This window comes from Streptomyces populi (genome assembly GCF_002911015.1).
GTDB lineage: Bacteria > Actinomycetota > Actinomycetes > Streptomycetales > Streptomycetaceae > Streptomyces > Streptomyces populi.
In genome coordinates this window covers 1-26,001 of sequence record NZ_KZ626918.1, presented here as the reverse complement: position 1 = coordinate 26,001, position 26,001 = coordinate 1, and the positions used below count along the sequence as shown (strand labels likewise).

19 protein-coding genes are annotated in these 26,001 nt (G+C 73.4%); 12 read left to right on the top strand and 7 right to left on the bottom strand.

Going from position 1 to position 26,001, the window contains the following annotated elements; translation table 11 throughout:
• Positions 1–115: 115 nt before the first annotated feature.
• Together CW362_RS30400 and CW362_RS30395 are read right to left on the bottom strand one after the other, a co-directional pair.
• The gene (locus tag CW362_RS30400) at positions 116–1,852 is read right to left on the bottom strand and encodes a M23 family metallopeptidase (RefSeq protein WP_103552821.1); all 1,737 of its coding nucleotides are present in this window, start codon (positions 1,850–1,852) and stop codon (positions 116–118) included.
• 127 nt (positions 1,853–1,979) lie between these two features.
• Positions 1,980–2,846 carry an esterase/lipase family protein gene (locus CW362_RS30395; protein WP_103552820.1) on the bottom strand — a complete coding sequence of 289 codons (867 nt, stop codon included), beginning with the start codon at positions 2,844–2,846 and terminating at the stop codon, positions 1,980–1,982.
• A gap of 775 nt (positions 2,847–3,621) precedes the next feature.
• Between CW362_RS30395 and CW362_RS30390 the strand changes: the two genes are divergently transcribed.
• Entirely contained in the window at positions 3,622–4,038 is a 417-nt protein-coding gene (locus CW362_RS30390) for a coenzyme B12-dependent isobutyryl CoA mutase small subunit (RefSeq protein ID WP_103552819.1), read from the top strand.
• A 551-nt stretch (positions 4,039–4,589) separates the two neighbouring features.
• On the opposite strand, the gene CW362_RS30385 is transcribed toward CW362_RS30390, so the two are convergent.
• Both CW362_RS30385 and CW362_RS30380 read right to left on the bottom strand, forming a co-directional pair.
• On the bottom strand, positions 4,590–6,206 hold the full coding sequence (locus CW362_RS30385; RefSeq protein ID WP_103552818.1) for a DUF5691 domain-containing protein: 1,617 nt from the start codon (positions 6,204–6,206) through the stop codon (positions 4,590–4,592).
• A gap of 90 nt (positions 6,207–6,296) precedes the next feature.
• A complete protein-coding gene (locus CW362_RS30380; protein ID WP_103552817.1) occupies positions 6,297–7,652 on the bottom strand; it encodes an SWIM zinc finger family protein in 1,356 nt (451 codons plus the stop codon).
• A gap of 133 nt (positions 7,653–7,785) precedes the next feature.
• On the opposite strand from CW362_RS30380, the gene CW362_RS30375 reads away from it, so the two are divergent.
• The 5 genes from CW362_RS30375 to sucD all read left to right on the top strand — a co-directional run bounded on the left by CW362_RS30375 (position 7,786) and on the right by sucD (position 15,037).
• Entirely contained in the window at positions 7,786–8,931 is a 1,146-nt protein-coding gene (locus CW362_RS30375) for an ATP-binding protein (RefSeq protein ID WP_103552816.1), read from the top strand.
• Positions 8,928–11,384 carry a DUF5682 family protein gene (locus CW362_RS30370; protein ID WP_240658114.1) on the top strand — a complete coding sequence of 819 codons (2,457 nt, stop codon included), beginning with the start codon at positions 8,928–8,930 and terminating at the stop codon, positions 11,382–11,384. The genes CW362_RS30375 and CW362_RS30370 overlap by 4 nt, the downstream gene beginning before the upstream one ends.
• The gene (locus CW362_RS30365) at positions 11,381–12,547 is read left to right on the top strand and encodes a VWA domain-containing protein (protein ID WP_103552815.1); all 1,167 of its coding nucleotides are present in this window, start codon (positions 11,381–11,383) and stop codon (positions 12,545–12,547) included. The genes CW362_RS30370 and CW362_RS30365 overlap by 4 nt, the downstream gene beginning before the upstream one ends.
• A 405-nt stretch (positions 12,548–12,952) precedes the next feature.
• On the top strand, positions 12,953–14,131 hold the full coding sequence (sucC, locus tag CW362_RS30360; RefSeq protein WP_103552814.1) for an ADP-forming succinate--CoA ligase subunit beta: 1,179 nt from the start codon (positions 12,953–12,955) through the stop codon (positions 14,129–14,131).
• A 21-nt stretch (positions 14,132–14,152) separates the two neighbouring features.
• Positions 14,153–15,037: a succinate--CoA ligase subunit alpha gene (gene sucD / locus CW362_RS30355; RefSeq protein ID WP_103552813.1), complete on the top strand. Its 885-nt coding sequence runs from the start codon at positions 14,153–14,155 to the stop codon at positions 15,035–15,037.
• Between the two features lie 165 nt (positions 15,038–15,202).
• Here sucD and CW362_RS30350 read toward each other — a convergent pair whose 3' ends face one another.
• Positions 15,203–16,384, bottom strand: coding sequence for a helix-turn-helix domain-containing protein (locus CW362_RS30350; RefSeq protein WP_103552832.1), 1,182 nt, complete (start codon positions 16,382–16,384; stop codon positions 15,203–15,205).
• A 108-nt stretch (positions 16,385–16,492) separates the two neighbouring features.
• Here CW362_RS30350 and CW362_RS30345 point away from each other — a divergent pair, with 108 nt between their 5' ends.
• Positions 16,493–18,349: a cell division protein PerM gene (locus CW362_RS30345; RefSeq protein ID WP_103552812.1), complete on the top strand. Its 1,857-nt coding sequence runs from the start codon at positions 16,493–16,495 to the stop codon at positions 18,347–18,349.
• Between the two features lie 211 nt (positions 18,350–18,560).
• Here the strand turns inward: CW362_RS30345 and CW362_RS30340 are convergent, their stop codons facing one another.
• The gene (locus CW362_RS30340) at positions 18,561–19,418 is read right to left on the bottom strand and encodes a hypothetical protein (RefSeq protein WP_103552811.1); all 858 of its coding nucleotides are present in this window, start codon (positions 19,416–19,418) and stop codon (positions 18,561–18,563) included.
• A 471-nt stretch (positions 19,419–19,889) separates the two neighbouring features.
• Here CW362_RS30340 and purN point away from each other — a divergent pair, with 471 nt between their 5' ends.
• Both purN and purH read left to right on the top strand, forming a co-directional pair.
• Complete coding sequence (gene purN, locus CW362_RS30335; RefSeq protein WP_103552810.1) at positions 19,890–20,510, top strand: phosphoribosylglycinamide formyltransferase; 621 nt, start codon at positions 19,890–19,892, stop codon at positions 20,508–20,510.
• Positions 20,507–22,096 carry a bifunctional phosphoribosylaminoimidazolecarboxamide formyltransferase/IMP cyclohydrolase gene (purH, locus tag CW362_RS30330; RefSeq protein WP_103552809.1) on the top strand — a complete coding sequence of 530 codons (1,590 nt, stop codon included), beginning with the start codon at positions 20,507–20,509 and terminating at the stop codon, positions 22,094–22,096. Before purN ends, purH begins: the two co-directional genes overlap by 4 nt.
• 94 nt (positions 22,097–22,190) lie before the next feature.
• On the opposite strand, the gene CW362_RS44130 is transcribed toward purH, so the two are convergent.
• Positions 22,191–22,841 (bottom strand): hypothetical protein, encoded by a 651-nt coding sequence (locus CW362_RS44130; RefSeq protein WP_103552808.1) that lies wholly within the window; start codon positions 22,839–22,841, stop codon positions 22,191–22,193.
• A gap of 302 nt (positions 22,842–23,143) precedes the next feature.
• Here CW362_RS44130 and CW362_RS30320 point away from each other — a divergent pair, with 302 nt between their 5' ends.
• From CW362_RS30320 to CW362_RS30310, 3 genes are all read left to right on the top strand, one after another.
• Positions 23,144–23,998: a bifunctional methylenetetrahydrofolate dehydrogenase/methenyltetrahydrofolate cyclohydrolase gene (locus CW362_RS30320; RefSeq protein WP_103552807.1), complete on the top strand. Its 855-nt coding sequence runs from the start codon at positions 23,144–23,146 to the stop codon at positions 23,996–23,998.
• A gap of 334 nt (positions 23,999–24,332) precedes the next feature.
• Positions 24,333–24,770: a DUF3017 domain-containing protein gene (locus tag CW362_RS30315; RefSeq protein ID WP_103552831.1), complete on the top strand. Its 438-nt coding sequence runs from the start codon at positions 24,333–24,335 to the stop codon at positions 24,768–24,770.
• Positions 24,771–25,201: 431 nt separating this feature from the next.
• On the top strand, positions 25,202–26,001 hold an 800-nt coding region (locus CW362_RS30310), incomplete at its 3' end, for a helix-turn-helix domain-containing protein (RefSeq protein WP_103552806.1).

Below are 26,001 nucleotides of genomic sequence, written 5' to 3'. Positions count from 1 at the left end.
GGCCGCGCCGACGGACCGCGGCGGTGGATCGTGGCGGCGCCGCGAAGGACCCTCGACCGGCCGGGATCTCGCGGTCAGGCGTCGTTCCGGCGGCCGGTCGCGCCCCTGAGCCGTTCTACGTGGGATCCAGACCGTGGCTGCGCAGCCACGGCAGGGGGTCGATCGCCGAACCGCCGGCCGGGCGGACCTCGAAGTGCAGGTGGGGGCCGGTCGAGTTGCCGGAGTTCCCGGAGAAGGCGATCTGGTCACCGGCCCTGACGGTGGTGCCGGAGGGGACCTTGTACGTGGAGAGGTGGCAGTACCACGTCTCGGTACCGTCCATCGCGGTCACGATCATCATGTTGCCGTACGCGCTGTTCCACTGCGTCCGGACGGTCCCGTCGGTCGCGGCCATCACCGGCGTCCCGTAGGAGACGGGGAAGTCGATGCCCGTGTGCACGGACATCCAGTTGACGCCGGCCTGGCCGAAGTAGGCGCTGAGACCCTGCTGCGACACGGGAAGGAGGAACTTCGGGCGCAGCCGCTCCTTGCGGGCCGCCGCCTCCGCCGCCTTCTTCTTCTCCGTCGCCTGCTGGGCCTTGAGGTCGATGCGTTCCTGCGTCCGGCTCGCCCGGTCGGCGAAGTCGTCCGCGCCCGCGGAGAGGCTCTGGAGCTGGCTGTCCAGCTTGAGGTTGGCGGCCGACGGCTTCACCGCGGTCGCCTCGGAGGCGCTGGCCGTCGTGTCCTTCGAGTCGTTCCCGCCGAGTCCGCCGACACCGCCCACGGAGGCGGCGGCGATCCCCGCGACCCCCATCACACAGGCCGAGGGCACCGCGACGGTCAGCAGAGCGGAACGTTTCGCGGGGCTGCGGCGCCGGGACCGGGAAGCGCTCCGCGTCGCGGGACGCCGGACCGGCGTGACCTCTTCCACGCCGTCGAGCAGCGGCCTCTCGTGCCCCTCGGCGTACGGGTCGTAGGCGTCGTCGGAGCCGTCCGCGTCCGCGAGGTCCCCGGCCGCGTCGAACTCGTCCTCGTCCGGGGCGGGCCGATCGTGGACCGCCTGGTCGAAGGTCGCGGTCGCCTGCTGGTCGAAGGGGACCGGGTCCGTCCGGTCGGACGGTCCCTCGTACGTCATGTCGAGCTGCGTGAGCTCGTGGGCGTACGGTTCGGACTCCGTCTGCGGCTGCTCGTACACCTCGGTCGCCGGGTGCTCGTACGCCTGGTACGGGTCCTGGCCCGAGGGGCTGTTCCACTGCGTGGCGTCGTAGGCGCCCGTCCCCTGGGTCGGCACGGTCCACTGCTGGGTTCCGTCGAGCGGCTGCTCGGGCTGGACCCAGGCGTTCGCGTCCCACTGGCCCGAGGCGTCGGGACCCGGGTACTGCGCGGGGATGTCGGCGAGCTGCTGATAGCCGTTCGTCCAGGCCGTCGCGTCGTGGGCGCCGGTGTCGTAGCCGGTGTGCTGCCCCGCGTACGGGTCGTAGCCCAGCTGCTGGCCCCCGGCGTTCCACTGCATGGCGTCGTACGCGCCGGCGCCGATTCCGCCCGGCGTGGTGCCGAAGAGCGGGTCGCCGGTGAAGTCGGTGCCGGACCAGGTGCCTGTGGCGGCGGCGTTCGCGCCCGGGTCGAAAGCCGTGGCGGAGTAGTCGCCGTACGCGGTGAAGTCGCCGTACTGGGCTTCTTGCGCGCCGTAGAGCGCCGAGGCGGCGTCGGAAGCCGGAGCCGGGGGAGTCACGATTCCCGACGGGTGACGGTCATTCACCAACTTCTCTTTCGCCTCGACAACAGGGGCTGGCAGAGCAGTGCGGCGACTGTACCCGGCGGTATGCGGGCGCGACAATCTTCGGCAGGTTTCCCCCTCACAGGAAACGGGCATTCGGCCGTGTTTCGGGGGAGGACGGGGAAGGGTTTGGCCTGGCGTTCGATAAGTGTTCGAAATCCTGGAGGTGCGGGAGGGTCCTCGGACAGGCGTCGGACCTCCCCCGGACCGCTCCGCGCCGTCCTCATGCCACGGTGAGGCCGCCGCCGTTCCGGGCCGCGGCGCGGGACCCCGGCACCTCGATGTCGAGCGCCTGCCGGATCCCGGTCGCGACGGCCGGGTGCACGGGCAGCGCGAGATGGCCGACGCCGCTCACGCGGACGTTCTGGGCGAGCAGGTCGGGATGCTCGACACAGGCCGTCTCCAGCGGGTCCATCAGGTGGTCGAGATCGCTCCAGAAGCTGACGAACTGTGTACGGCAGCCCGGAGCGGGGCCGGTCAGTTCCTCGATCACCGGGGAACCGGGGCGCATCTGACGCACGATCGGGTGGGCGTTCATCAAGGGCGCGACGCGGGTGCCCGAGTGCGGGGTGCCGAGCGTGACGAGCGTACGGACGTGGATGTCTCCGCCGAGGCACTGCACGTAGTAGCGCGCGATCAGCCCGCCGAGGCTGTGTCCGACGATGTCCACCCGCTCGTGGCCCGTGCGCTCGCAGATCTCCTCGACGTGCCGGCCCAGCAGCTCCGCCGCCGTACGGATGTCGCACGTCAGCGGCGAGTAGTTGAGGGACTCGATGTGCTGCCTGCCGTGCTGGGCGAGGTTGCGGCGCAGCAGGAGGAAGACGGAGCGGTTGTCGATGAAGCCGTGCAGCAGGACGACCGGGGGCTTGGCCTCGGTGGGCAGCTTGGCGGCGACGTCGGGCGGGGGGAGCGGGTGTCCGGTGCGGCGTTCCTGGGTGATGCCGGAGGGATAGAGGAGGAGGTGCCCGGCGAGGATCGCCAGTTCCAGGGCCGTCGCCTTCAGCAGGGCCATCGAGAGCCCCGCCAGTCTCGTCGGAAACAGGCGCTGGCACAGGGGCAGAAAGGGCGACGCAGCCTCGGTGACCTTCATGGCCGACCTCCAGTCGGCACGCGGGAGGACCACTCCGTCCCCCGTGTGCCCTAGTGGAAAGCCGTGAGGTCGGCGACGGCGGCGGCCGACGGCGCGTCCACGGCGTGCGACACCGGTGACGCTGTGGAGTGCTCGGCCGAAGGGCGCGGAACACGACGCCGACCCCGGCTCCCCGACGGTCCGCCGCGCTGGCTGCGCCGGCGTCGTGTCGTGGCGTGGAGTCGTCCTCGTCTTCCCGTGGTCCTCTTGCCCGGCCTCGCTCCCCGCTGTCGTGCCGTCGCCGATGTGCCCCAGCGCCACGCCGTCCCGCTGACGACGCGGTGGTGCGGCCACCTGGTCGCGGCTCTTCTTGCGCCCGCTCCGGCCGTGGCCCGTACGCCGCAGCTCCCTGCGGCGCCAGTGCCGCGATACGGAACCGTGCGCGGCGAACTTGTCCCAGTGTGTGATTTCCCCCTCGGTCTCCACCGCGAAACTGCCGGTTGCGGGATGCTGGCGATAACGTTCGTTCACTTCCCGGGCCGAAAGGGCCCGGGACGCCTGTGCCGCTTGGTGCGATCGGTGATCCGGTGTGGCGAGCGGAAAACTGAGCGATATGTGTCGATGGTCAGTAGTGGGCGCGGTCGACAGGCACTTGCCGGTGACAGCGGGTGGTCGGTGCCGACCGGTCGGTGAACGACCGATCGGCCGTCGGTCGTCGTCCGCGGTGGCCGTCGGGGTCGTGTGGCGGCAGTTTTCGTCGGTTGCAGGTTGAAGTAGTTCGTTCATGGAGGCAGTGATGGGTGTGGCAGCCGGTCCGATCCGCGTGGTGGTGGCCAAGCCGGGGCTCGACGGCCACGATCGTGGGGCCAAGGTGATCGCGCGGGCGCTGCGCGACGCCGGTATGGAGGTCATCTACACCGGGCTTCATCAGACCCCGGAGCAGATCGTCGACACCGCGATCCAGGAGGACGCCGACGCGATCGGCCTGTCCATCCTGTCCGGTGCCCACAACACGCTCTTCGCGGCCGTCATCGCGCTCCTCGAGGAGCGCGAGGCCGAGGACATCAAGGTCTTCGGCGGCGGCATCATCCCCGAGGCGGACATCGCCCCCCTCAAGGAGAAGGGCGTCGCGGAGATCTTCACTCCGGGCGCGACGACGGTGTCCATCGTGGAGTGGGTACGGGCGAACGTCAGGCAGCCGGCCGGCGCGTGACGACCGGCTGGGCGCCGGGGCCCGGCCGCCGGCCGGGCACCAGGGCTCCCCTGTGAGCGCCGCCCGCCGGCACCGCCCCGCGACAGCCGTCCGCTTGCGCCGCCCCGCGGGGCGGCGCGGCTTCCTCGCCCCTGTCCGGACACCGGGGACCCTCGACATCTTCAGCGCCGGAGCGGTCCGGCGCTGAAGACCTCGGGCCTCACCGGGGCCTCCGTGCGCACGGGCCCTCCGGCTCTCCGGTTTCCCCGGGCCCGCCTGGTTCTCCGGTTCCCCGGGCCTGCCTGGCTCTCTGGGCCCGCCCGGGTTCCCGGGTTTTCGGGTTCCCCGGGCCTGCCTGGCTCTCTGGTTCCCTGGGCCCGCCTGGGTTCCCCGGGTCCGCCCGGTTTTTCTGGTTTCCCGGCTCTCCGGGCCTGTCCGCGTCCTCCAGCTCTCCGGGCCCGCCCGGGGTCTTCGCGTTCGTCGGCGGGCCGGGGGCAGGGTGAGGGGGAGGACGGGGCGGAACCGGTCCGGTCCGGACGCCGTCCGCCCGGGCCACGGCGACGGAGGACCGGTCAGGGCGCCGTGAGCTCGGCGGACATGGTCGCCCTCAGCCGCAGGGTCGTCACGAGTCGCTGGAAGGCCTCGGCCCAGTAGTCGCCGGTGCCGGGCGCCGTGCGCTCCGACTCGTCGGGGACCGAGGTGAGGCCTTCGAGCCGCCCCGCCTCCGCGGGGTCGAGGCAGCGCTCGGCCAGCCCCATCACCCCGCTGAAGCTCCACGGATAGCTCCCCGCGTCCCGCGCGATGTCGAGCGCGTCGACCACCGCTCGCCCCAGGCCACCCGCCCAGGGCACCGCGCACACCCCGAGCAGTTGGAACGCCTCGGACAGCCCGTGCGTACCGATGAATCCGGCCACCCACTCGGCCCGCTCCCCGGCACCCAGGGTGGCGAGCAGCTTGGCCCGCTCGGCGAGGGACACCGCCCCCGGCCCCCCGGCCTCCGGAGCGGAGGGCACCCCGAGGAGCGCCCTCGACCACCCGGGATCGCGCTGCCGCACCGCCGCCCGGCACCACGCCGCGTGCAGCTCCGCCTGCCAGCCGTCCGCCACGGGCAGGGCCACCACCTCCTCCGGCGACCGCCCGCCGAACCGCTCCCGCCAGGCCGCGAGCGGCGCCGCCTCGACCAACTGGCCCAGCCACCAGGACCGTTCACCCCGGCCGGCCGGGGGCTTGGGCACCACCCCGTCCCGCTCCATCGCCGCGTCGCACTCGTGCGGCGCCTCGACCGTGACCAGCGGTGTCCCCCGGGTGTGGTCGACGGCCACGCACGAGACCGCCCTGGCCGCCATCCTCGCGGCGAGCGCGGACCCCGGCAGGGCGGACAGCAGCTCGGCCGCCGTCGCCCGTACGTTGCGGCTGCGGTCGGCCAGGGCCCGCTCGAGGAACGCCTCGTCCTCGGCGCACAGTCCGGACCGCAGCGAGTCGAGGAACATCAGCCGGTCCTCGGCCCGCTCCGTCGCCCAGGTCGCGACGAGCAGCTCGCGCCCGGCGGACGGGTCCTTGGCCCGCACCGCCGACAGGAGCGCGACCCGCTCCGCGAACAGACCTTCCTGCCAAAGCTGTTGTATCCGGCCGGGCTCCTCCGGCAGCGCGGGGGCTCCGCCCGACGAGGAGCGCAGCGCGAACCGCCACTCCGGGTTCAGCCGGGCCAGCCACAGGGCCCGCGGCCCGGCGAAGGCGAGTGCCGCGGGCCGCAGGTCCGTGCGGGCCCGGGCCGCGTCGAGGAGCGCCGGAAGGGTCCCCGGGGGCGCGGCGAATCCGTGCGTGTTCGCCAGGGCCAGCCACTGGGGCAGCAGCTCCATGAGGTCGGGCGCCGTGCCCCTGCGGCCTCCGCCGCCCGTGCCGGGGCGGTCCGCCAGCAGCGTGGCCAGCCGTCGGGCCGCGGCGGGCGGAAGCGCGGGCCGCGGATCCGGCGCCGCGGGCTCCGGGCGGGCAGCCGCCCGCGCCGGCCGCACTCCGGCCCGCCGCCGTACGGTCTCCACGGCCGCCGCGTCCAGCAGGGCCGCGGGAGCCCCGCGCCCGGGGCGCTGTCCCTGGAGCGTGCGCCGCTCCGTACCGAGCAGCGCCACGGTGACGAGTTCCTCCCAGGAACCGCCGGCGGGAGCACCCGCCGAAGCCGGGGTCGTGTTCATGAGCGTCCTTTCCGTACGGAGAGCGTCAGCGGCGGCCGGCCGCCGGGCCGCCGCCCGGGGCGGCGGGGGCGACGAGGGCGGCGGCGGAGGTCAGCACAGCGGCACCGCCTCGCCCTCGCCCTGCGGCCATGCCGTCAGGGGAGTGAAGCCGCGGTGGCCGCACTCGCCGAAGACCGTGACCGGGGCCCCGCCGGACAGGGCGATCAGACGCCACAGCTCGGGGCGGGACCGGGCCGAGGGGGTGAGGGGAAGGGCCGACTCGCCGTCGGCGTCCGCGAGTTGCCATGAATCGCCGTCCGGGGTCGGGACGACCCGCTCCAGGGTGACCGGGCAGGAGTCCAGCCAGGGGTCGGCCAGCAGGGCCTCTCCGTAACGGGCGGTGGCCTGGTGCGTGGTCAGCCCCTTCGGACGTATCGCCGCCGGAGCCGCGGGAGTGAACCGCTCGCCCAGCGCCGCCCGCGGTTGGCCGGCGCCCGGGTAGGCGGACAGCTCCGCCTCGAAGGCCAGTCCCACCGGAAGCGCCAGTTCGGGGGCCCGGCCCGCCGCTCCGTAGGAGAGGAGCAGGGCCGTGCGCCCGGATTCGGCGCCGTACAGCCAGATCCTGCGGGTCGTGAGCCTGGCGTCCGCCGTGTCGTACTGGGCGAGGACCAGCCAGTGGTCACGCACCGGCGGGCCGTCCGCGGAGCCGGGCAGCCCGACGCGGGAACGGACCGTCGCGGCCAGGTCGTCCGGCAGCCGCTCGCGCCGCAGCCAGCCCTGGTCGAGAAGGTGCAGCAGCGCGCACTCCTCCAGCAGCCGCACGGGCCAGCCCGGCCCCGACGACGGGATCGCCCCCAGTTCCCGCACGCGCGCCGCCAGACCGGGCGCCTGCGCGTCGACCATCCGGGCCGCCGTCTCCTCCCAGAGTCCGTAGCCCGCCCGCTCGGCGGAGGCGAGGCCGCCGCGCAGCAGGTCCGTGAGCCGCTGCTCCAGCTCGGCCGCCCCCGCGGTGATCCGCTCGGCCCGCCGCTCGGCCCTGCGCCGCGCGGCCTCGGGGTCACCCGGAGAGGCGGCTCCAGATCCCCCGCCCGCCGCACTCCTGCCCTCCGCGCGCCTGCGCCTCGCCTCCAGCCACTGGGCGGCCCAGTCCGGCGCCTGCCCGGACGGCACCGCTCCGTCCGTGCCCGCCCAGAGCAGCAGCAGTCCCAGCGCGTGCTTGCACGGGAACTTCCGGCTCGGGCAACTGCACTTGTAGGCGGGACCCGCCGAGTCCGCGATGTCGACGACCGTCTGATACGGCTTGCTGCCGCTTCCCCTGCACAGACCCCATACCGTCCCCTCCTCGGTACTGCCCGCCTCCGACCACGGTCCGGCCGCGCCGAGCTTGCTCCCCGCCTTGCGTGACGCGGCGTCAGGCGCCAGTGCCAGCACCTGATCCGCCGTCCAGCGCACCGCCTGCTGTGTCATGCGGTCGAAGGTAGGACGCGCCACTGACAATCGACCTTCGCGAGCATGTTTTCGCAGGTCAGAGTGGATTGTCAGTGGTGTGGTGCACGGTGGGGACAGATCCGAACCGGCCGAGCTGGAGGGGGACCGAGGCATGTCCGTGTCCGTTGAACCGACGTCCGTTGACACACCCGCGGGAGAGAGGGGAGAGAGCCGGCCGGGCGAGGCGCTGCGACCGCACGCCGAGCACGCCTTCGCCGCCGAACTCGCCGCGCTCGCCGCGCAGGACGACCGGCCCCGTCCGGAACGCTGGCTGCTGTCGCCCTGGGCCGTGGCCACCTATCTGCTGGGCGGCACCCTGCCGGACGGCACCGTGATCACCCCCAAGTACGTGGGGCCGCGCCGTATCGTCGAGGTCGCCGTCACCACCCTCGCCACCGACCGGGCCCTGCTCCTGCTCGGTGTGCCCGGCACCGCGAAGACCTGGGTGTCCGAGCACCTGGCGGCCGCGGTCAGCGGCGACTCGACGCTGCTCGTGCAGGGCACGGCCGGCACCCCGGAGGAGGCCATCCGGTACGGCTGGAACTACGCGCAGCTGCTCGCGCACGGGCCCAGCCGGGACGCGCTCGTGCCGAGCCCGGTCATGCGGGCCATGGCCGAGGGCATGACGGCCCGCGTCGAGGAACTCACGCGCGTGCCCGCGGACGTGCAGGACAGCCTGATCACGATCCTCTCCGAGAAGACCCTGCCGATACCGGAACTGGGCCAGGAGGTGCAGGCCGTGCGCGGGTTCAACCTGATCGCCACGGCCAACGACCGCGACCGCGGGGTCAACGAACTCTCCAGCGCCCTGCGCCGCCGTTTCAACACGGTGGTGCTGCCGTTGCCGGAGAGTGCCGACGCCGAGGTCGACATCGTCTCGCGCCGGGTCGACCAGATCGGCCGCTCCCTCGACCTGCCCTCCGTGCCCGACGGCGTCGACGAGATCCGCCGTGTCGTCACCGTCTTCCGGGAGTTGCGTGACGGGATCACCTCCGACGGCCGGACGAAGCTGAAGTCGCCCAGTGGCACGCTGTCCACGGCCGAGGCGATCTCCGTCGTCACCAACGGCCTCGCCCTGGCCGCCCACTTCGGCGACGGCGTCCTGCGGGCGAGCGACGTCGCCGCGGGCATCCTCGGCGCCGTCGTGCGCGATCCGGCGGCCGACCGCGTCATCTGGCAGGAGTACCTGGAAGCGGTCGTCCGCGAGCGGGACGGCTGGAAGGACTTCTACCGCGCCTGCCGCGAGGTGAGCGCATGAGCGCCGGACCACCCGCGCCGGAGGGCGGGGCGGGGGTCCGGGGTCCGGGGCCGCTGCTGCTCGGCGTGCGGCACCACGGGCCCGGGTCGGCGCGGGCCGTGCGGGCGGCGCTGGAGGCGGCGGCTCCCCGGGTCGTGCTGATCGAGGGACCGCCCGAGGCGGACGCGCTCGTCCCGCTGGCCGCGGACAAGGACATGCGGCCCCCCGTGGCGCTGCTCGCCCATGTCACGGACGAGCCCGGTCACTCGGCCTTCTGGCCGCTGGCCGAGTTCTCACCGGAGTGGGTGGCGATCCAGTGGGCCCTGGAGCACGGGGTGACGGCCCGGTTCATCGACCTTCCGGCGGCCCACACCCTGGCCCGGGGGACGGAGGAGACGGACCCCGGACCGGGCGAGGACCCCGGACCGGCAGGAGATCCCGGTGGTGCCGGACGGCCGGACGCGGCCGCCGTACGGATCGACCCCCTCGCGGTGCTCGCCGAGACGGCCGGCCACGACGATCCGGAGCGCTGGTGGGAGGACGTGGTCGAGCACCGGGCCGGTGCGGCGCGTGACCCGTTCGCGCCGTTCGCCGTGCTGGAGGAGGCCATGGGGTCGCTGCGCGAGGCGTACGGGGTCGGGGGGCACGACCGGGACCTGGTGCGCGAGGCGTACATGCGGCTCCAGATCCGGGCCGCGCAGCGGGAGTTCGGGGACGACGTGGCCGTGGTGTGCGGGGCCTGGCACGTGCCCGCGCTGCGGCGGCGGGCCACTGTCGGCGCCGACCGGGCACTCCTCAAGGGACTGCCCAGGGCCAAGGTCCAGCTGACGTGGGTGCCCTGGACGCACCGCAGGCTGTCCCGGGTCAGCGGGTACGGGGCGGGCGTCGACTCGCCGGGCTGGTACGGGCACCTGTTCAGCGCCCCGGACCGTCCGGTCGAGCGGTGGATGACCAAGGTGGCCCGGCTGCTGCGCGACGAGGACCGGGGCGTGTCCTCGGCCCACGTCATCGAGGCCGTGCGACTGGCCGGCACGCTCGCCGCGATGCGCGGCCGGCCGCTGCCGGGACTGGGCGAGACCACCGACGCCGTCCGGGCCGTCATGTGCGAGGGCTCGGACGTCCCGCTGGAGCTGGTGCACGACCGGCTCGTGGTCGGGGAGGTGCTCGGGGAGGTGCCGGAATCCGCTCCGGCGGTGCCGTTGCAGCGGGACCTCGCGCAGTCGCAGCGGCGGCTCAGGCTCAAGCCCGAGGCGCTGGAGCGGGAGATCGAGCTCGACCTGCGCAAGGAGACCGACGCGGCGCGCAGCACGCTGCTGCACCGGCTGCGGCTCCTGGGCATCGCGTGGGGCGAGCCCGCGGCGTCCCGCGGCAGCACGGGAACCTTCCGCGAGACCTGGCGGCTCCGCTGGGAGCCGGAGCTGTCGGTGCGGGTCGCCGAGGCCGGGGTGTGGGGCACGACGGTCCTGGCCGCCGCGACGGCCAAGGCCGAGTCGGACGCCGTCGGCGCGCCCGCACTCGCGGAGGTCACGGCCCTCGCCGAGCGCTGCCTGCTCGCCGGGCTGCCGGACGCGCTGCCCGTGGTGATGCGGGTGCTCGCCGACCGCGCCGCCCTCGACGCGGACGTGGGCCACCTCGCGCAGGCACTGCCCGCGCTGGTCCGCTCCCTGCGCTACGGCGACGTGCGCGGCACGGACACCCGTGCCCTCGCCGGTGTCGCGGCGGGCCTGGCCGAGCGCGTCTTCGTCGGCCTCCCCCCGGCCTGCGCGGCTCTCGACGGCGACGCCGCCGAGGAGATGCGCGGCCACGTCGACGCCGTGCACGGGGCGGTGGGGCTGCTGGGGGAGGCGACCGTGGGGGACGCCGGGTCCGGTGGTGTCCGCGGCCGCTGGCACTCGGTGCTGGGGGTGCTCGCCGTGCGGGACACCGTGCCGGGTGTGGTCAGGGGCCGGGCGGTCCGCCTGCTCCTGGACGAGGGGGAGCTGGCGCAGGAGGAGGCCGCGCGGCTCATGGGTCTCGTGCTGTCACCGGGGACGGAGCCCGCGGACGCGGCCGCGTGGATCGAGGGGTTCGTCGGGGGCGGCTCCGGCGGCGGCATGCTGCTCGTGCACGACGAGCGGCTGCTCGCTCTGGTGGACGCGTGGCTGACCGGGGTGCCGGCGGAGGCGTTCACCGATGTGCTGCCGCTGCTGCGCCGGACGTTCTCGGCGTACGAGACGGGGGTGCGCAGGACCCTGGGCGAACTCGTCCGGCGCGGCCCGGCGCCGCGCACCCACGCCGAGGTCACCGGTTCCGGCTCGGGCATGCCCGGGTTCGCCCCCGACCTCGACACCGGGCGCGCCGACGCCGTCCTGCCGTTGCTGAGCCTGCTCCTGGGGCTGGGCGATCCCGCCGGGACGGAGGACGACCCCGGCGGCGGCACGGGCGCCGCCGCCGGCACCGACACCAGAAACGATCTTGCGAGGGTGGCTCCATGACCGAGACGGCGGTGGGCGCCGGGGACGAGCGGCTGCGGCGATGGCGGCTGGTGCTCGGCGGCGACGAGGCGGACGGCACCGGATGCGTTCTCTCCGGCCGGGACGCCGCCATGGACGGGGCGCTGGGCGCCCTCTACGGGAAGGGGAGCGGAGGAGGGCGGCCGGGACGGGACCGTTCGGCGGGGCTCGGGGCGTCGGCGCCGTCGGTCGCGCGCTGGCTCGGCGACATCCGGACCTACTTCCCCTCCTCCGTCGTCCAGGTGATGCAACGGGACGCCATCGACCGGCTCGGGCTCTCCGCCCTGCTCCTGGAGCCCGAGATGCTGGAGGCGGTGGAGGCCGACGTGCACCTGGTGGGCACCCTCCTCTCCCTCAACAAGGCCATGCCGGAGACGACGAAGGAGACCGCGCGGGCCGTGGTGCGCAAGGTCGTGGAGGACCTGGAGAAGAAGCTCGCCACGCGCACCCGGGCCACGCTCACCGGCGCCCTCGACCGCAGCGCCCGGATCAGCAGGCCCCGCCACCACGACATCGACTGGAACCGCACGATCGCGGCCAACCTGAAGCACTACCTGCCCGAGTACCGCACGGTCGTGCCCGAGCGGCTGATCGGATACGGGCGTGCCTCGCAGTCCGTGAAGAAGGAGGTCGTCCTCTGCATCGACCAGTCGGGGTCGATGGCGGCGTCCGTCGTCTACGCCTCCGTGTTCGGTGCCGTGCTGGCGTCGATGCGGTCCATCGCCACCCGGCTCGTCGTCTTCGACACGGCCGTCGTCGACCTCACCGACCAGCTCGACGACCCGGTCGACGTCCTCTTCGGCACCCAGCTCGGCGGCGGCACGGACATCAACCGGGCGCTCGCCTACTGCCAGTCGCAGATCACCAGACCCGCCGACACGGTCGTCGTCCTCATCAGCGACCTCTACGAAGGGGGGATCCGGGACGAGATGCTGAAGCGGGTCGCGGCGATGAAGGCGTCGGGGGTGCAGTTCGTGGCGCTGCTCGCGCTGTCCGACGAGGGGGCGCCCGCGTACGACCGTGAGCACGCGGCGGCGCTCGCGGCGCTCGGCGCGCCGGCGTTCGCCTGCACCCCCGACCTGTTTCCCGAGGTGATGGCGGCGGCGATCGAGAAGCGGCCGCTTCCGGTCCCGGACACGAGGTGAGAGTTTCCTTCCTGACCGAAGATGACCGTTTCGGGGCGATTCGAGAACACGGACGGCCGAAAGTCGATGGATCCGCCAGGGCGGGCTCCTGCGCCCCTGCCGGCCGGACCGCCCCGGGGGCCCGGCGGGCCGCGCGGGGCCCTCAGCGGCTGCTCAGGGGGCCTCACAGGGGGCTCCCCGGCCTGGTGAGGGCCGGTCCGGGGCCGGTTCTGTGACAGGTATCACCGCTGTCGTGTGAGCTGCGATTTAGGGTCCCGTGCCCCACGGCGATAACCTGCGAGACGGACATGCCGCGCGCTCGGACACCGTGTGCGCCACCCTTGTGACAAGCGGACGTCACGTTGCCCTTCGCGGCACGCCCACGCATCCAACGAACCGCGAGATCACTGATAGGGACGGACGCGCGTGGACCTGTTCGAGTACCAGGCGAGGGACCTCTTCGCCAAGCACGGTGTACCGGTGCTGGCCGGTGAAGTCATCGACACGCCTGAGGCAGCCCGCGAGGCGACCGAGCGTCTTGGCGGCAAGTCCGTCGTCAAGGCCCAGGTGAAGGTCGGTGGCCGCGGCAAGGCCGGCGGCGTCAAGCTCGCCGCCACCCCGGACGAGGCCGTCGCCCGCGCGACGGACATCCTCGGCATGGACATCAAGGGCCACACGGTCCACAAGGTGATGATCGCCGAGACCGCTCCGGAGATCCTGGAGGAGTACTACGTCTCCTTCCTCCTGGACCGCACCAACCGCACCTTCCTCTCCATCGCGTCCGTCGAGGGCGGCATGGAGATCGAGGAGGTGGCGGCCACCCGCCCCGAGGCCGTCGCCAAGACGCCGATCGACGCCAACGAGGGTGTCACCCCGGAGAAGGCCCGCGAGATCGTCGAGGCCGCGAAGTTCCCGGCCGAGGTCGCCGACCAGATCGCCGGCATCCTGGTGACGCTGTGGGACACCTTCATCAAGGAGGACGCCCTCCTGGTCGAGGTCAACCCGCTGGCGAAGGTCGCCTCCGGCGACGTCATCGCCCTCGACGGCAAGGTGTCGCTGGACGAGAACGCCGAGTTCCGTCAGCCCGGCCACGAGGAGCTCGTCGACCACGCGGCCGCCAACCCCCTCGAGGCCGCCGCCAAGGCCAAGAACCTCAACTACGTCAAGCTCGACGGCGAGGTCGGCATCATCGGCAACGGCGCGGGTCTCGTCATGAGCACCCTCGACGTCGTCGCGTACGCCGGTGAGAACCACGGTGGCGTCAAGCCCGCCAACTTCCTCGACATCGGCGGCGGCGCCTCCGCCGCGGTCATGGCGAACGGCCTGGAGATCATCCTCGGCGACCCGGACGTCAAGTCCGTCTTCGTCAACGTCTTCGGTGGCATCACCGCCTGTGACGAGGTCGCCAACGGCATCGTCCAGGCGCTGCAGCTGCTCGCCGACAAGGGCGAGGAAGTCACCAAGCCGCTGGTCGTGCGTCTGGACGGCAACAACGCCGAGCTGGGTCGTCAGATCCTGTCGGACGCCAACCACCCGCTGGTCCAGCGCGTGGACACCATGGACGGCGCGGCCGACAAGGCCGCCGAGCTCGCGGCTGCGAAGTAAGGGACGAGGGACTAAACAGCCATGGCTATCTTCCTCAACAAGGACAGCAAGGTCATCGTCCAGGGCATGACCGGTGCCACGGGCATGAAGCACACCAAGCTCATGCTGGCCGACGGCACGAACATCGTCGGTGGCGTGAACCCGCGCAAGGCGGGCACGTCCGTCGACATCGACGGCACCGAGATCCCCGTCTTCGGCACGGTCGCCGAGGCCATGGAGAAGACCGGCGCCAACGTGTCCGTCCTCTTCGTGCCGCCGGCCTTCGCCAAGGCCGCCGTCGTCGAGGCGATCGACGCGGAGATCCCCCTCGCGGTCGTCATCACCGAGGGCATCGCCGTCCACGACTCGGCCGCGTTCTACGCGTACGCCGTGGCGCAGGGCAACAAGACCCGCATCATCGGCCCGAACTGCCCCGGTCTCATCACCCCGGGCCAGTCCAACGCCGGCATCATCCCGGGCGACATCACGAAGCCGGGCCGCATCGGCCTGGTCTCGAAGTCCGGCACGCTGACGTACCAGATGATGTACGAGCTCCGTGACATCGGCTTCTCGTCCGCCGTCGGCATCGGTGGCGACCCGGTCATCGGCACGACGCACATCGACGCGCTCGCCGCGTTCGAGGCCGACCCCGACACCGACCTGATCGTCATGATCGGTGAGATCGGCGGCGACGCCGAGGAGCGCGCGGCCGACTTCATCAAGGCCAACGTGACGAAGCCGGTCGTCGGCTACGTCGCCGGCTTCACCGCGCCCGAGGGCAAGACCATGGGCCACGCCGGCGCCATCGTCTCCGGCTCCTCCGGCACGGCCGCCGCGAAGAAGGAGGCCCTCGAGGCCGCGGGCGTCAAGGTCGGCAAGACGCCGACCGAGACGGCCAAGCTGGCCCGCGAGATCCTCGCCGGCTGAGCTGTCGCTCGACCGAACGCCGGTGGGCCCGCACCCTTTCGGGGGTGCGGGCCCACCGGCGTTCCGTGTCTCCGGCGTTCCGTGTCTCCGGCGTTCCGTGTCTCCGGCGTTCCGTGTCTCCGGCGTTCCGGGTCGCAGGGCCCGGACGCCGACGGCTCTCCGACGTCAGCGGCTCTCCGGGATCAGCCGTTCCGGGCCCTTCATCTCCTGGGACCTCAGCCGGGCGCGCAGCTTCAGCTCCGCCGCGGAGAGCGGCCCGGGAGCGGCCCGGGGCGGCAGACCGTGGACGGTCTCCGCCGGCGCGAGGGGCTCCTCGTAGTGGTCCGGGGCCGTGCCCATGGTCAGGACGGTCACACCGATCAGCAGGGCCGTGAAGGCGATCGCCGCCCGGGTCCACTGCTGGGCCCGGCGTTCGCCGTACCAGCGGACCGTGCGGGGCTTCGCCGCGCGCAGCCGTTCCACGCTCGCGAGTTCGGCGAGCCGCCGGTGCAGGTCCTCCGGCGAGGCGAGTTCCGGCAGCCGCGCGACGAGGGCCTCGCGCGCGTGCAGCACCCGGTTGGCCGCCGCGGGCGTGCTCGCCTCCGTCTCCGCCGCGGTCTCCGGCAGCCCGAGCCCCACACCGTCGTACAGCAGCAGGGTGCGCCGGTACACGGGCGGAAGTTCGAGGAGCGCGTCGAGCAGGGCGCGGTCGGCCGCTCCGGAGGGCGGCGCCTCCGGGTGGCGGTGGCGCGGGCGCAGCCGGTGCCAGGGGGAGAGCGCGTACTCGTAGGCCGTCGCGCGCACCCATCCGGCCGGGTCGGGGTCCACGGCCACCTCGGGCCAGCGGTACCAGGCCTGCTGGAACGCCCGTTCCACGGACTCGCGGGCCAGTTCGCGCCGCCCGGTCAGCAGATAGGCCTGCCGTACGAGGGCGGGGGCGCAGAACGCGTAGAGCGCGTCGAAGGCCTGAGCGGGTGTCAGTGGCGACTCCGGGATCCCGGAGTCCTCGTCCCGGGCGAGCCGCTCCTCGGCGGGACGCGTCGCGGTCCGGTTCCGCCCGGGTCGTTCCCCGGCCGGAGAGGGACGTTTCTTTCCCGCTCCCGTTCCCGCCCCCACCAGCTCAGGGGTGATGTACTCCTGAAGGGTGCTCATCTCCGTCCCGGTGCTGACCGGATCGGACATGAGCAGCCTCGTGTACGCCTCCCGCACACGGCCGCGCGGGGCCGAACGGCCGCTCTCCCACGAGCGCACCGCCGCCCGGCTGACGCCGAGCCGGGTGGCCACGTCGGTCTGGGTCAGCGACCGGTCCTCACGCAGACGGCGGCGCTCCTTGGGCGCCGGCAACGGGGCGGCGGGGCTCTGTGTCAGGTCGGGTTCCACAGAAAGCCCCTTCGTACGAAGAAGTGCATAACTGCATATTGAGCGACACATCCGGGGTTCGCCTGTTACGACGGGAAAGCGCGTGTCGTTGGGAGCATGAGGGCCGTGACCCAAATCACCGACCGCAGGCTCTCGTTGTCGCACCTGCTCACCCGGATGCGCGACCGATCCCCCGGACTGGCCACGAGCCTCCTGGGCGGCGCCCTCGCCGCGGGGCTCGGGCTCGCCTCGTTCGCCGTCCTCGTCATGGCGCTGTGGATCAGTTCGCCGTACCCGGACACGGGGCCGGAGGGAGCGCTGCACGTCGCCGCCGCGCTCTGGCTGCTCGCCCACGGCGTGGAGCTGATCCGCACCGACACCCTGTCCGGCCTGCCGATGCCGGTGGGGGTGACACCGCTCCTCCTGCTCGCGCTTCCGGTGTGGCTGCTGCACCGGGCCGCGCGGGAGGCGGCCGATGTCACGTCGGAGGCGTCGCCGCGTACCGCGTGGGCCGGTGTCGTGGCCGGCTATCTCCTCGCCGGCTGGGCCGCCGCGCTGTACGCCTCGGGCGGGACGCTGCGCCCCTCCTGGGCCTGGGCCGCGGTCTGCCTTCCGCTCCTCGCGGTGGTCGCCGCGGGAGCGGGGGTCTGGACGGCGTACGGGCATCCGTGGGGGCCGAGGCCGCCGTGGGGGAGGCGGGCCGTGAAGGCGCTCCCGCCCGCGGGAGGAGGTCCGGTCTCCGCCGTACGCCGTCTCGTCGCCGCCGACGACCGGGTGCTCGGCGGTGCCGCGCGGGCCGCCGCGGCCGGGGCCGTGGTCCTCGTCGGGGGCGGGGCCCTGCTCGTGGCGGCGTCGCTCGTGTGGCACGGGGACACGGCCCGGGCCTCGTTCGTCCAGCTCACCGGGGCGTGGTCGGGCCGGCTCGCCGTACTGCTGCTGTGTCTGGTGCTGGTGCCGAACGCGGCGGTGTGGGGGGCGGCGTACGGGCTCGGGCCCGGTGTCGTCCTGAGCGCGGGTCATGTCGTCGGTCCGCTGACCGCGGGGACGCGCGCGCCGGCCGATCTGTTTCCCGCGTTTCCGCTGCTCGCGGCGCTGCCGCGGACGGGGTCCGGGGCGCCGTCGGCCTGGTTGAGCGGGCTGGTGCCGCTGGCCGCGGGGGTGACGGTGGCGTGGTTCGCGGTGAAGGCGGGGACCGCGCGGGCGACCGCGGGCCGGGAGGAGTCCTGGCCGCTCGGGCGGACCGTGCTCGTCGTCTCGGTCGCCGCCGGATGGTGCGGCGTCGCGCTCGGCGTGCTCGCCGGGCTGGCCGGGGGGCCGCTGGGGGTCCACGCCCTGGTCCATTTCGGGCCGGTGTGGTGGCAGGTGGGGCCCGCGGCGGCGGTGTGGACGGCGGTCGTCGGGATTCCCGTCGCGGTGGCCGTGGCCGGGTGGAGGGACCGGGGGCACGCGGCGGCCGGGGGCACGGGTGCCCGCCGGGGCGCGCGCGGAACCGGGTGGGCTCCGCGGCTGCGGACGCGCGCCCGGACGCCGTGGCGCGGGGGCGTCTCCTCGCCGCCGGTGCCGACGCCGGTTCCGCTCCAGGGGGCGCGGCCCGGTGCCGGCCGGACCGGTCCCGAGGTGCTGGAGTCGGTCGTCGACAGCTTCGACCCGTACGAGGCCTACGACCCCGACGACTCCTACGACCCCTTCGAGCCGTACGACCTGCTGCCCGGGGAGACCTCGGCGGGCGCCTGGTACGGGGACCTGCCGATGGAGATCCGCCGGGAGGCCCTGAGGAAGGCGGGCGTTCCCGGGTCCGAGGACCCGGAGGACCGGGGAGACCCGGGGGAGGAGGGGGATGCCGACGACCCGGAACACCGGAACGGTCCGGAGCGCGGGGAGGTGCCCGGGGACCCCGACGGGCGGGGGCCGCGGACGGAGGACGGGGCGGCGGGCCCGGGCCCGGACACCCCGGGAAGCGGCTCGCCCCGCTGACCCGCACCGGCCCCCGCCCTTGCCCGGGCGGGTTCCGGCGGAGTCCCGGGGTCTGCGCCGGAAGGGCCTCCTGCCCGTGACCCGTGACCGGTACCGGCCCGCGGGTCCGGGCGAGGACCCCCAGGTCCCGGTCGGTTCCCCGGGGTTCCGGCAGGACCCCAGGGTGATGGGCAGGGAGCCCGCCCGGGGTCACCCGGGCGGGGACGGGGCGTCAGTTGTGGTTGCCCAGCAGTTTGCGCAGGTCCTTCGGGAGGAGTTCGTTGCAGGACTGCTTCGCGGCGTTCGTCAGGGCGTCGTCCGTGCAGGAGTAGTAGTCGCTGTAGACGAGGTGGGCGGTGAAGACCCCGGCGACCAGCACGATGGCCAGCGACGCGGTGACGATGCCGCTCACCGCGGCGGTCATCTGCGGGCGGGCGCCCTGATCGGGCGCCGGGGCGTCCGGGTCCGGCGTGCGCGCCCTGGAGCGGAGCGCGCTGCCGCCCCAGTACAGGGCGAGCGCGCCGAGCAGCAGGGCCACGTACGGCCAGCCGAAGAGGACGAAGAAGAACGCCCACATGCCGGAGAGCAGTGCGTAACGGGCGCGGCGCTGGGCGGGGTCCGTGGGGTCCCAGCGCATGCCCCCGCCGGGCGTTCCGCCGGGGCCCTCGGGTCCGCCCTGCCCCTGCCCCTGCGGCGTGCCCGGCCGGTCGCCGAAGCCGCCGCCGCTGGAGGGGCCGGGCTGCCGGTCGCTCCACTGGCTGCCCCACGGGGAGTACCCGGGGCCCTGCTGTCCCTCCCCGCCGTCCTCGCCGGAGCCCTGTCCGGGCCGGCGCGGCTGCCAGGGCCGGTCGGGTGTTCCCTCCGGCGGCGGCGCGAACGGGTTGTCGTCCTGGCCGGAGGGGGGAGTGCCGGGCGCGTCGGGGCCGTGCTCGCCCGAGGGGCCGCCGTCCCCGCCCGCCGAGCCGCCGTCGTTCCCGCCCGCGGAGCCGGGACCGCCGGTGGAGCCGTCCCCGCCCGGCCTCGGCGGGGTGGACGAAGAGCGCCGCTCGCGCAGCAGGAGCGGAGGGAGTCGGAGACTGCGGTCCGGCATCAGGTGAGTGTCTTCCCCTTGGTGGTTCTGGCAGGCGGCGTGTCCACACGGTTTCGCGCTCACGACGCGTGTCCCGGGCCGGTCCTCCCGGGCTGACGCCTCGGGCCGACCCGCCCCGGACTGGCGCCCCGAGCCTCGCACTCCGGACTCGCGCCCCGAGCTTCGTGTCCCCGGGCACGCGCTCCGGATGGCTCCGGGGCCCGTGCCGCAGGTGGTGCCGGGGTCACGCCCCGGACATTCGTTCTCGTCCCAGGTCAACGTCCCGCGCGCACAGGGCGTTCCCCGCGCCGGGGGCGTTCCCGGGTGGATCCTCCCCAGACGCTACCTTCCGGCCTCGCCCCCGTCCCGTGGGGGCCGCCCGGTGTGCCGGTATCGTTGCTGACGGTCGGCCGCTTCGTAGACTTCCCCGTATCCCGGGGCGCGAAGCATTCGTACGACCGTACAAACGCTCCCCCGAGAAAGGGCCCCCTCGTGGCCAAGACCAAGCGCCTCGTCGTGCTGGTCTCCGGATCAGGTACGAATCTGCAGGCACTGCTCGACGCCGTCGCGGAGGCGGGCCCGGCGGCCTACGGTGCCGAGATCGTGGCCGTCGGCGCCGACCGGGACGGCATCGAGGGGCTCGCGCGGGCCGAGCGTGCCGGACTCCCGACCTTCGTGTGCAAGGTCAAGGACCACGGCAGCCGGGACGACTGGGACCGGGCGCTCGCCGAGGCGACCGCCGCGTACGAGCCCGACCTCGTCGTGTCCGCCGGGTTCATGAAGATCGTGGGCAAGGAGTTCCTCGCCCGGTTCGGCGGACGGTTCGTCAACACCCATCCCGCGCTGCTGCCCAGTTTTCCCGGCGCCCACGGCGTCCGTGACGCGCTCGCGTACGGAGCCCGGGTCACCGGCTGCACCGTCCACTTCGTCGACGACGGCGTCGACACCGGACCGATCATCGCCCAGGGCGTGGTGGAGGTCCGGGACGAGGACGACGAGAGCGCTCTGCACGAGCGCATCAAGGAAGTCGAGCGAAGGCTGCTCGTCGATGTCGTGGGGCGGCTCGCCCGCAACGGCTATCGCATTGAGGGACGAAAGGTAGTTATTCAGTGACCGCCGACAGCACAGTCACGGCCGAGAGCACCGAGGGCACCAAGCGGGTCATCCGGCGCGCGCTCGTCAGCGTGTACGACAAGACCGGCCTCGAGGAGCTGGCCCGCGGGCTGCACGCCGCCGGCGTCGAGCTCGTCTCCACCGGGTCCACCGCCGCGAAGATCGCCGCGGCCGGTGTGCCCGTCACCAAGGTGGAGGAGCTGACCGGCTTCCCCGAGTGCCTGGACGGCCGCGTCAAGACCCTGCACCCCAAGGTCCACGCCGGCATCCTCGCCGACCTGCGTCTCGAGAGCCACCGGCAGCAGCTCGCCGAGCTCGGCGTCGAGCCGTTCGACCTGGTCGTCGTCAACCTCTACCCGTTCCGGGAGACGGTCGCGTCCGGCGCCACCCCCGACGAGTGCGTCGAGCAGATCGACATCGGCGGTCCCTCGATGGTCCGCGCGGCCGCCAAGAACCACCCCTCCGTCGCCGTCGTCACCAGCCCCCGCCGCTACGACGACGTCCTCGCCGCCGTCCAGGGCGGCGGTTTCGACCTGCGCACCCGCAAGCGGCTCGCCGCCGAGGCCTTCCAGCACACGGCCGCGTACGACGTCGCCGTCGCCTCCTGGTTCGCCTCCTCCTACGCACCCGTCGACGACTCGCAGTTCCCCGACTTCCTCGGCGCCACCTGGGAGCGCGCGCACACCCTGCGCTACGGCGAGAACCCGCACCAGCCCGCCGCCCTCTACACCTCCGGCACGGGCGGTCTCGCCGAGGCCGAGCAGCTGCACGGCAAGGAGATGTCGTACAACAACTACACGGACACGGACGCCGCGCGCCGTGCCGCGTACGACCACGAGGACCCCTGCGTCGCGATCATCAAGCACGCCAACCCGTGCGGGATCGCGGTCGCCTCGAACGTCGCCGAGGCGCACCGCAAGGCGCACGCCTGTGACCCGCTGTCCGCGTTCGGCGGTGTGATCGCGGTCAACCGCCCGGTCACCAAGGAGATGGCCGAGCAGGTCGCGGAGATCTTCACCGAGGTCATCGTCGCGCCCGAGTACGAGGACGGCGCCCTCGAGGCCCTCACCAAGAAGAAGAACATCCGCGTGCTGCGGGCCCACCGGGCCCCGGCCGACCCGGTCGAGATCAAGCCCGTCGACGGCGGAGCCCTGCTCCAGGTCACCGACCGCCTCCAGGCCGCCGGCGACAACCCGGCGAGCTGGACGCTGGCGACCGGTGACGCCCTGAGCGAGGGCGAGCTCGACGAGCTGGCCTTCGCCTGGCGCGCCTGCCGTGCGGTGAAGTCCAACGCGATCCTGCTCGCCAAGGACGGCGCCTCGGTCGGCGTCGGCATGGGCCAGGTCAACCGCGTCGACTCCGCGAAGCTCGCGGTCGAGCGGGCCGGCGCCGAGCGCGCCCGTGGCTCCTACGCCGCCTCGGACGCGTTCTTCCCGTTCCCCGACGGCCTGGAGATCCTCGCCGACGCGGGCGTCAAGGCCGTGGTCCAGCCGGGCGGTTCGGTCCGCGACGAGCTGGTCGTGGAGGCCGCGAAGAAGGCCGGCATCACCATGTACTTCACCGGTACGCGGCACTTCTTCCACTGATCCGGCGGGAAGCCGGTCCGGCAGGAAACGTGAGGGCCGTGTCCCCCCGAAACGGGGTGGGGACACGGCCCTCGGCGCGGATCGAACCGCTCGTTCAGTAGCGCGGGCGGGCGAACCAGGCGGTGCCGCTCGGCACGACCGGAGCCGCCGTGATGATGGCCGCGAACACCACCCAGAGCAGGGGGAAGAGGATCGCGGAGGCCAGGCCGGAGTCCAGGCCGGCGAAGAGCATGAGCAGGCCGATGATCCCGCCCAGCGCACCGTAGATGACGGTGGTGATGCGGACGCCCTGGCCGCCCTTGCCGAACTTCACGCCCAGGGTGATCGACAGGGCCGCCAGGCCCGCCGCGATCAGGGCGAACAGCACGATGAGGCCGGACGCGGTGCCGGCACCGTCACTGAACGTGTTGAACGGGTCGTCGGACGACGTGCTGTAGCGGTCCGCCGCGTCCCCGACGTCGCTGACGAAGGCGGCGACGTAGAACCAGGCGAGCGCTCCCAGGATCTGTACCGCGGAGATGATGAAGAGGAAGACACGGGCCGTCATCAGCAGGCCCGGCATGGTCTGCGGCATCATGTTGCCGCCCGGGTAGCCGGGGTACGCGGGCTGCTGCGGGTAGCCGTAGCCCTGCGGGGGCACGCCGGGCGGGGCCTGCGGGTACCCGTAGCCGGGAGCGGCCGGCGGTGCGGCGGGAGGCTGTTGCGGCGGGGGACCGTAGGGGTTGTTCGGGTCGCCGAAACTCATGGCGGGTTTCCTCCGTTGCCTTGTGCGGGGACTACGCGCGGCACGGTTCGGAGGAATTTCTACAGAGCGGTCCGTCCCCCCGGTACTGCCCGCGGCACTGTATGCGCTCATCGTTCTTTAGCACACTCTTACTTGTCCAGCGCCATTCCGTATGTGTTGCCCAAGTGCAACATGAGTGATCATGGCCGGATACGGGCGGATCGGGCGTTCGGCGGCTTCCGGAGGGTGGCTGAAAGGCCGTTCCGGGGCCGCCGGGGCCCCGGATTGGAACCTGGACCGCGTCATCCGGGAGGATGGGGGGCATGACCGCCCAGATTCTCGATGGCAAGGCCACCGCAGCCGCGATCAAGTCCGACCTGACCGTCCGCGTGGCGGCCCTGAAGGAGAAGGGCGTCACGCCCGGCCTCGGGACGGTCCTCGTCGGGGACGACCCCGGAAGCCAGAAGTACGTCGCGGGCAAGCACCGCGACTGCGCCCAGGTCGGCATCGCCTCCATCCAGCGCGAACTGCCCGCGACCGCCACACAGGAAGAGATCGAGGCGGTGGTCCGCGAGCTGAACGAGGACCCCGCCTGCACCGGCTACATCGTCCAGCTCCCGCTCCCCAAGGGCATCGACGAGAACCGCATCCTGGAACTGATGGACCCGGACAAGGACGCGGACGGCCTGCACCCGATGAACCTCGGGCGTCTCGTCCTCAACGAGCCCGCCCCGCTGCCCTGCACCCCCAACGGCGTCCTCACGCTCCTGCGCCGCTACGGCGTGGAGATCAAGGGGGCCGAGGTCGTGGTCGTCGGCCGCGGTGTGACCATCGGGCGTCCGATGCCGCTGCTGCTCACCCGGCGCAGCGAGAACGCCACGGTCACCCAGTGCCACACCGGTACCCGTGACCTCTCCGCGCACCTCAAGCGCGCCGACATCATCATCGCCGCCGCCGGTTCCGCGCACCTCATCCGGGCCGAGGACGTGAAGCCGGGCGCCGCCGTCCTCGACGTCGGTGTCTCGCGCAGCGCCGAGGGCAAGATCGTCGGCGACGTTCACCCCGATGTCGCCGAGGTCGCCGCCTGGATCTCCCCGAACCCGGGGGGCGTCGGCCCGATGACCCGTGCCCAGCTGCTCGTCAACGTGGTGGAAGCGGCGGAGCGCAGTGTCGGCTGACGGCGGTACCGGCGAGTCCGGGGTCGGCGCGGCGCACGGCGCCGAGTCGGCCGTGCGGGAGGCGGAGAGCGCTCTGCGCGACGCCGTCACCGGGGTGCGCGCCTCGGCCTCCGAGTCCGCGGGAGCCTCCGCTTCCGCGGCGTCGGGGGCTCGGGCGGGGGCGAGGTCGAGGGCGAGTTCTGGTTCGGGTTCTGGTTTGGGTTCTGGTTCTGGTTCGGGTTCGGAGGGTGGTTCCGTGGCGCGTGCCGGGGCCGCTGTGCGGACCGAGTCCGAGGAGGAGACCGAGACCGAGGCTGGTTCCGGGGCCGGGGCCGAAGAGGATCGGTCGGACGGGGTGACCGTCCGGGACGCGATCAGCGCGCCCGACGCCCGGGGGAAGCCGCGGCGCATCACGCGGCGCTTCCCGCTGTTCACACGGGACACGGCACGGCCCGAGGGCGGTGGCCGGGCCGCGCCCGGGGACGCCCCGGCGCCCGCGCGTCAGTGGCCCATCCTCGCCGTGCTGTCCGCCGTCGCGCTCGGTCTGCTGCTCACCGCGCTCGACGCGTTCCGTGTCGGCACGATCCTGATCGGCGCCGCGCTGCTGGCGGGTGCCGTGATGCGATGGATGCTGCCCAGTGTCGGCATGCTCGCGGTCCGCTCCCGCTTCACGGACGTGCTCACCTACAGCGTCCTGGGCCTCGCCATCGTGGTGCTCGCGCTGATGGCCCAGCCCGGTCCGTTGCTGGAGATTCCTTTCCTCGACGACACCCTGCACTTCACGGTCCGCTGAACCGCGGGTGGCGCGCCCGTGTGCGTGCCGGCTCGTCCGTGCGTGTCGACGGCCCGTCCTCTCCTTCGGGGAGGGCGGGTCTTGTCGTTCTCCCCTTGGTGCTTGGTGCTTGGTGCTTGGTGCCTCGTGCCCGGGTTCGGGTTCGGGTTCGGGGCGGGTTCGCGAACGACGGCGGCCCGTCCTCTCCCCCGAGTCAAGGACGGGCCGCGATCGGGCGAGTGTTCCGCCCGGGGTCAACCCTTGTGCACGGGAACGCGCTGTTCAACAGCCCGCGGTCCGCTGTGGCACGGAAGTGACCATTCCGGCACGGTGTGCGCGCTGTGTGACAGGAACCGTTCAACTCGGGCCCGTGGGGCGGTCGTTGCCACCCCCTCTTCCTCCCCTCCGTGCCGGTGGAACACTGGACCGTGGTTCGGAGAAGTGGGGAAAGAATGCCTCGTCGGAAGGCTTTGCCGGATGAACTCGACCCGAAGGTAAAGGAGTTCGTCAGTCAGCTGCGACTGCTCGTCGACCGGAGCGGGTTGAGCGTCGCGGACGTGGCCGACCGCACGGGATACGGCAGGGCGTCCTGGGAGCGCTACCTGAACGGTCTGCTGCTCGCGCCCAAGGGGGCGGCCGTCGCGCTGGCCGAGGTGACCGGGACCAGTCCCGTGCAGCTGGCGACGATGTGGGAGCTGGCCGAGCGCGCGTGGAGCCGGTCGGAGACGCGCCACGACACGACGATGGAAGCGATACGGGTGTCCCGGGCGCGGGCCGCTCCGGGGGAGTTCGGGCCGCCCCCGGGGCAGGGCTCCGCGCGGCGGAGGCGGCGGCTGACGATGTCGCTCGCCGGTGTCGTGGGGGTCCTGGTCGTCGTCGCGGCCGCGGTCTGGCTCACCCGGGACGGGGAGCAGAAGGACGTGGGCGGTACGCCGAAGACGCCCGCGGCCTCCCCGAGCGCTCGGCCCGATCTGCCGCCCGGGGTGAAGTGCGCCGGGGCCTCGTGCGTGGGGAAGGACCCCGAGGACATGGGCTGTAGCGGTCGATTCGCCGAGACGGTGACCAGCGTGACGGTGGGGACCACGCTGGTGGAGGTGCGGTACAGCGAGACGTGCGGGACTGCTTGGGCCCGTGTCACGCGGGCCGTGGCGGGCGACCGGGTCGAGGTGTCGGTGGGAGCCGCGGCGAAGCGGACGGCCGTGGTGGGGACGGACGTGAATACGTACACGCCGAGGGTCGCGGTGAAGGGTGC

Excerpts from the sequence above, each read along its gene's own strand:
- CW362_RS30400 (WP_103552821.1), bottom strand. The coding sequence starts at position 1,852 with ATGCCCGTTTCCTGTGAGGGGGAAACCTGCCGAAGATTGTCGCGCCCG.
- CW362_RS30395 (WP_103552820.1), bottom strand. The coding sequence starts at position 2,846 with ATGAAGGTCACCGAGGCTGCGTCGCCCTTTCTGCCCCTGTGCCAGCGC.
- CW362_RS30390 (WP_103552819.1), top strand. The coding sequence starts at position 3,622 with ATGGGTGTGGCAGCCGGTCCGATCCGCGTGGTGGTGGCCAAGCCGGGG.
- CW362_RS30385 (WP_103552818.1), bottom strand. The coding sequence starts at position 6,206 with ATGAACACGACCCCGGCTTCGGCGGGTGCTCCCGCCGGCGGTTCCTGG.
- CW362_RS30380 (WP_103552817.1), bottom strand. The coding sequence starts at position 7,652 with ATGACACAGCAGGCGGTGCGCTGGACGGCGGATCAGGTGCTGGCACTG.
- CW362_RS30375 (WP_103552816.1), top strand. The coding sequence starts at position 7,786 with ATGTCCGTGTCCGTTGAACCGACGTCCGTTGACACACCCGCGGGAGAG.
- CW362_RS30370 (WP_240658114.1), top strand. The coding sequence starts at position 8,928 with ATGAGCGCCGGACCACCCGCGCCGGAGGGCGGGGCGGGGGTCCGGGGT.
- CW362_RS30365 (WP_103552815.1), top strand. The coding sequence starts at position 11,381 with ATGACCGAGACGGCGGTGGGCGCCGGGGACGAGCGGCTGCGGCGATGG.
- sucD (WP_103552813.1), top strand. The coding sequence starts at position 14,153 with ATGGCTATCTTCCTCAACAAGGACAGCAAGGTCATCGTCCAGGGCATG.
- CW362_RS30345 (WP_103552812.1), top strand. The coding sequence starts at position 16,493 with ATGAGGGCCGTGACCCAAATCACCGACCGCAGGCTCTCGTTGTCGCAC.
- CW362_RS30340 (WP_103552811.1), bottom strand. The coding sequence starts at position 19,418 with ATGCCGGACCGCAGTCTCCGACTCCCTCCGCTCCTGCTGCGCGAGCGG.
- CW362_RS44130 (WP_103552808.1), bottom strand. The coding sequence starts at position 22,841 with ATGAGTTTCGGCGACCCGAACAACCCCTACGGTCCCCCGCCGCAACAG.
- CW362_RS30320 (WP_103552807.1), top strand. The coding sequence starts at position 23,144 with ATGACCGCCCAGATTCTCGATGGCAAGGCCACCGCAGCCGCGATCAAG.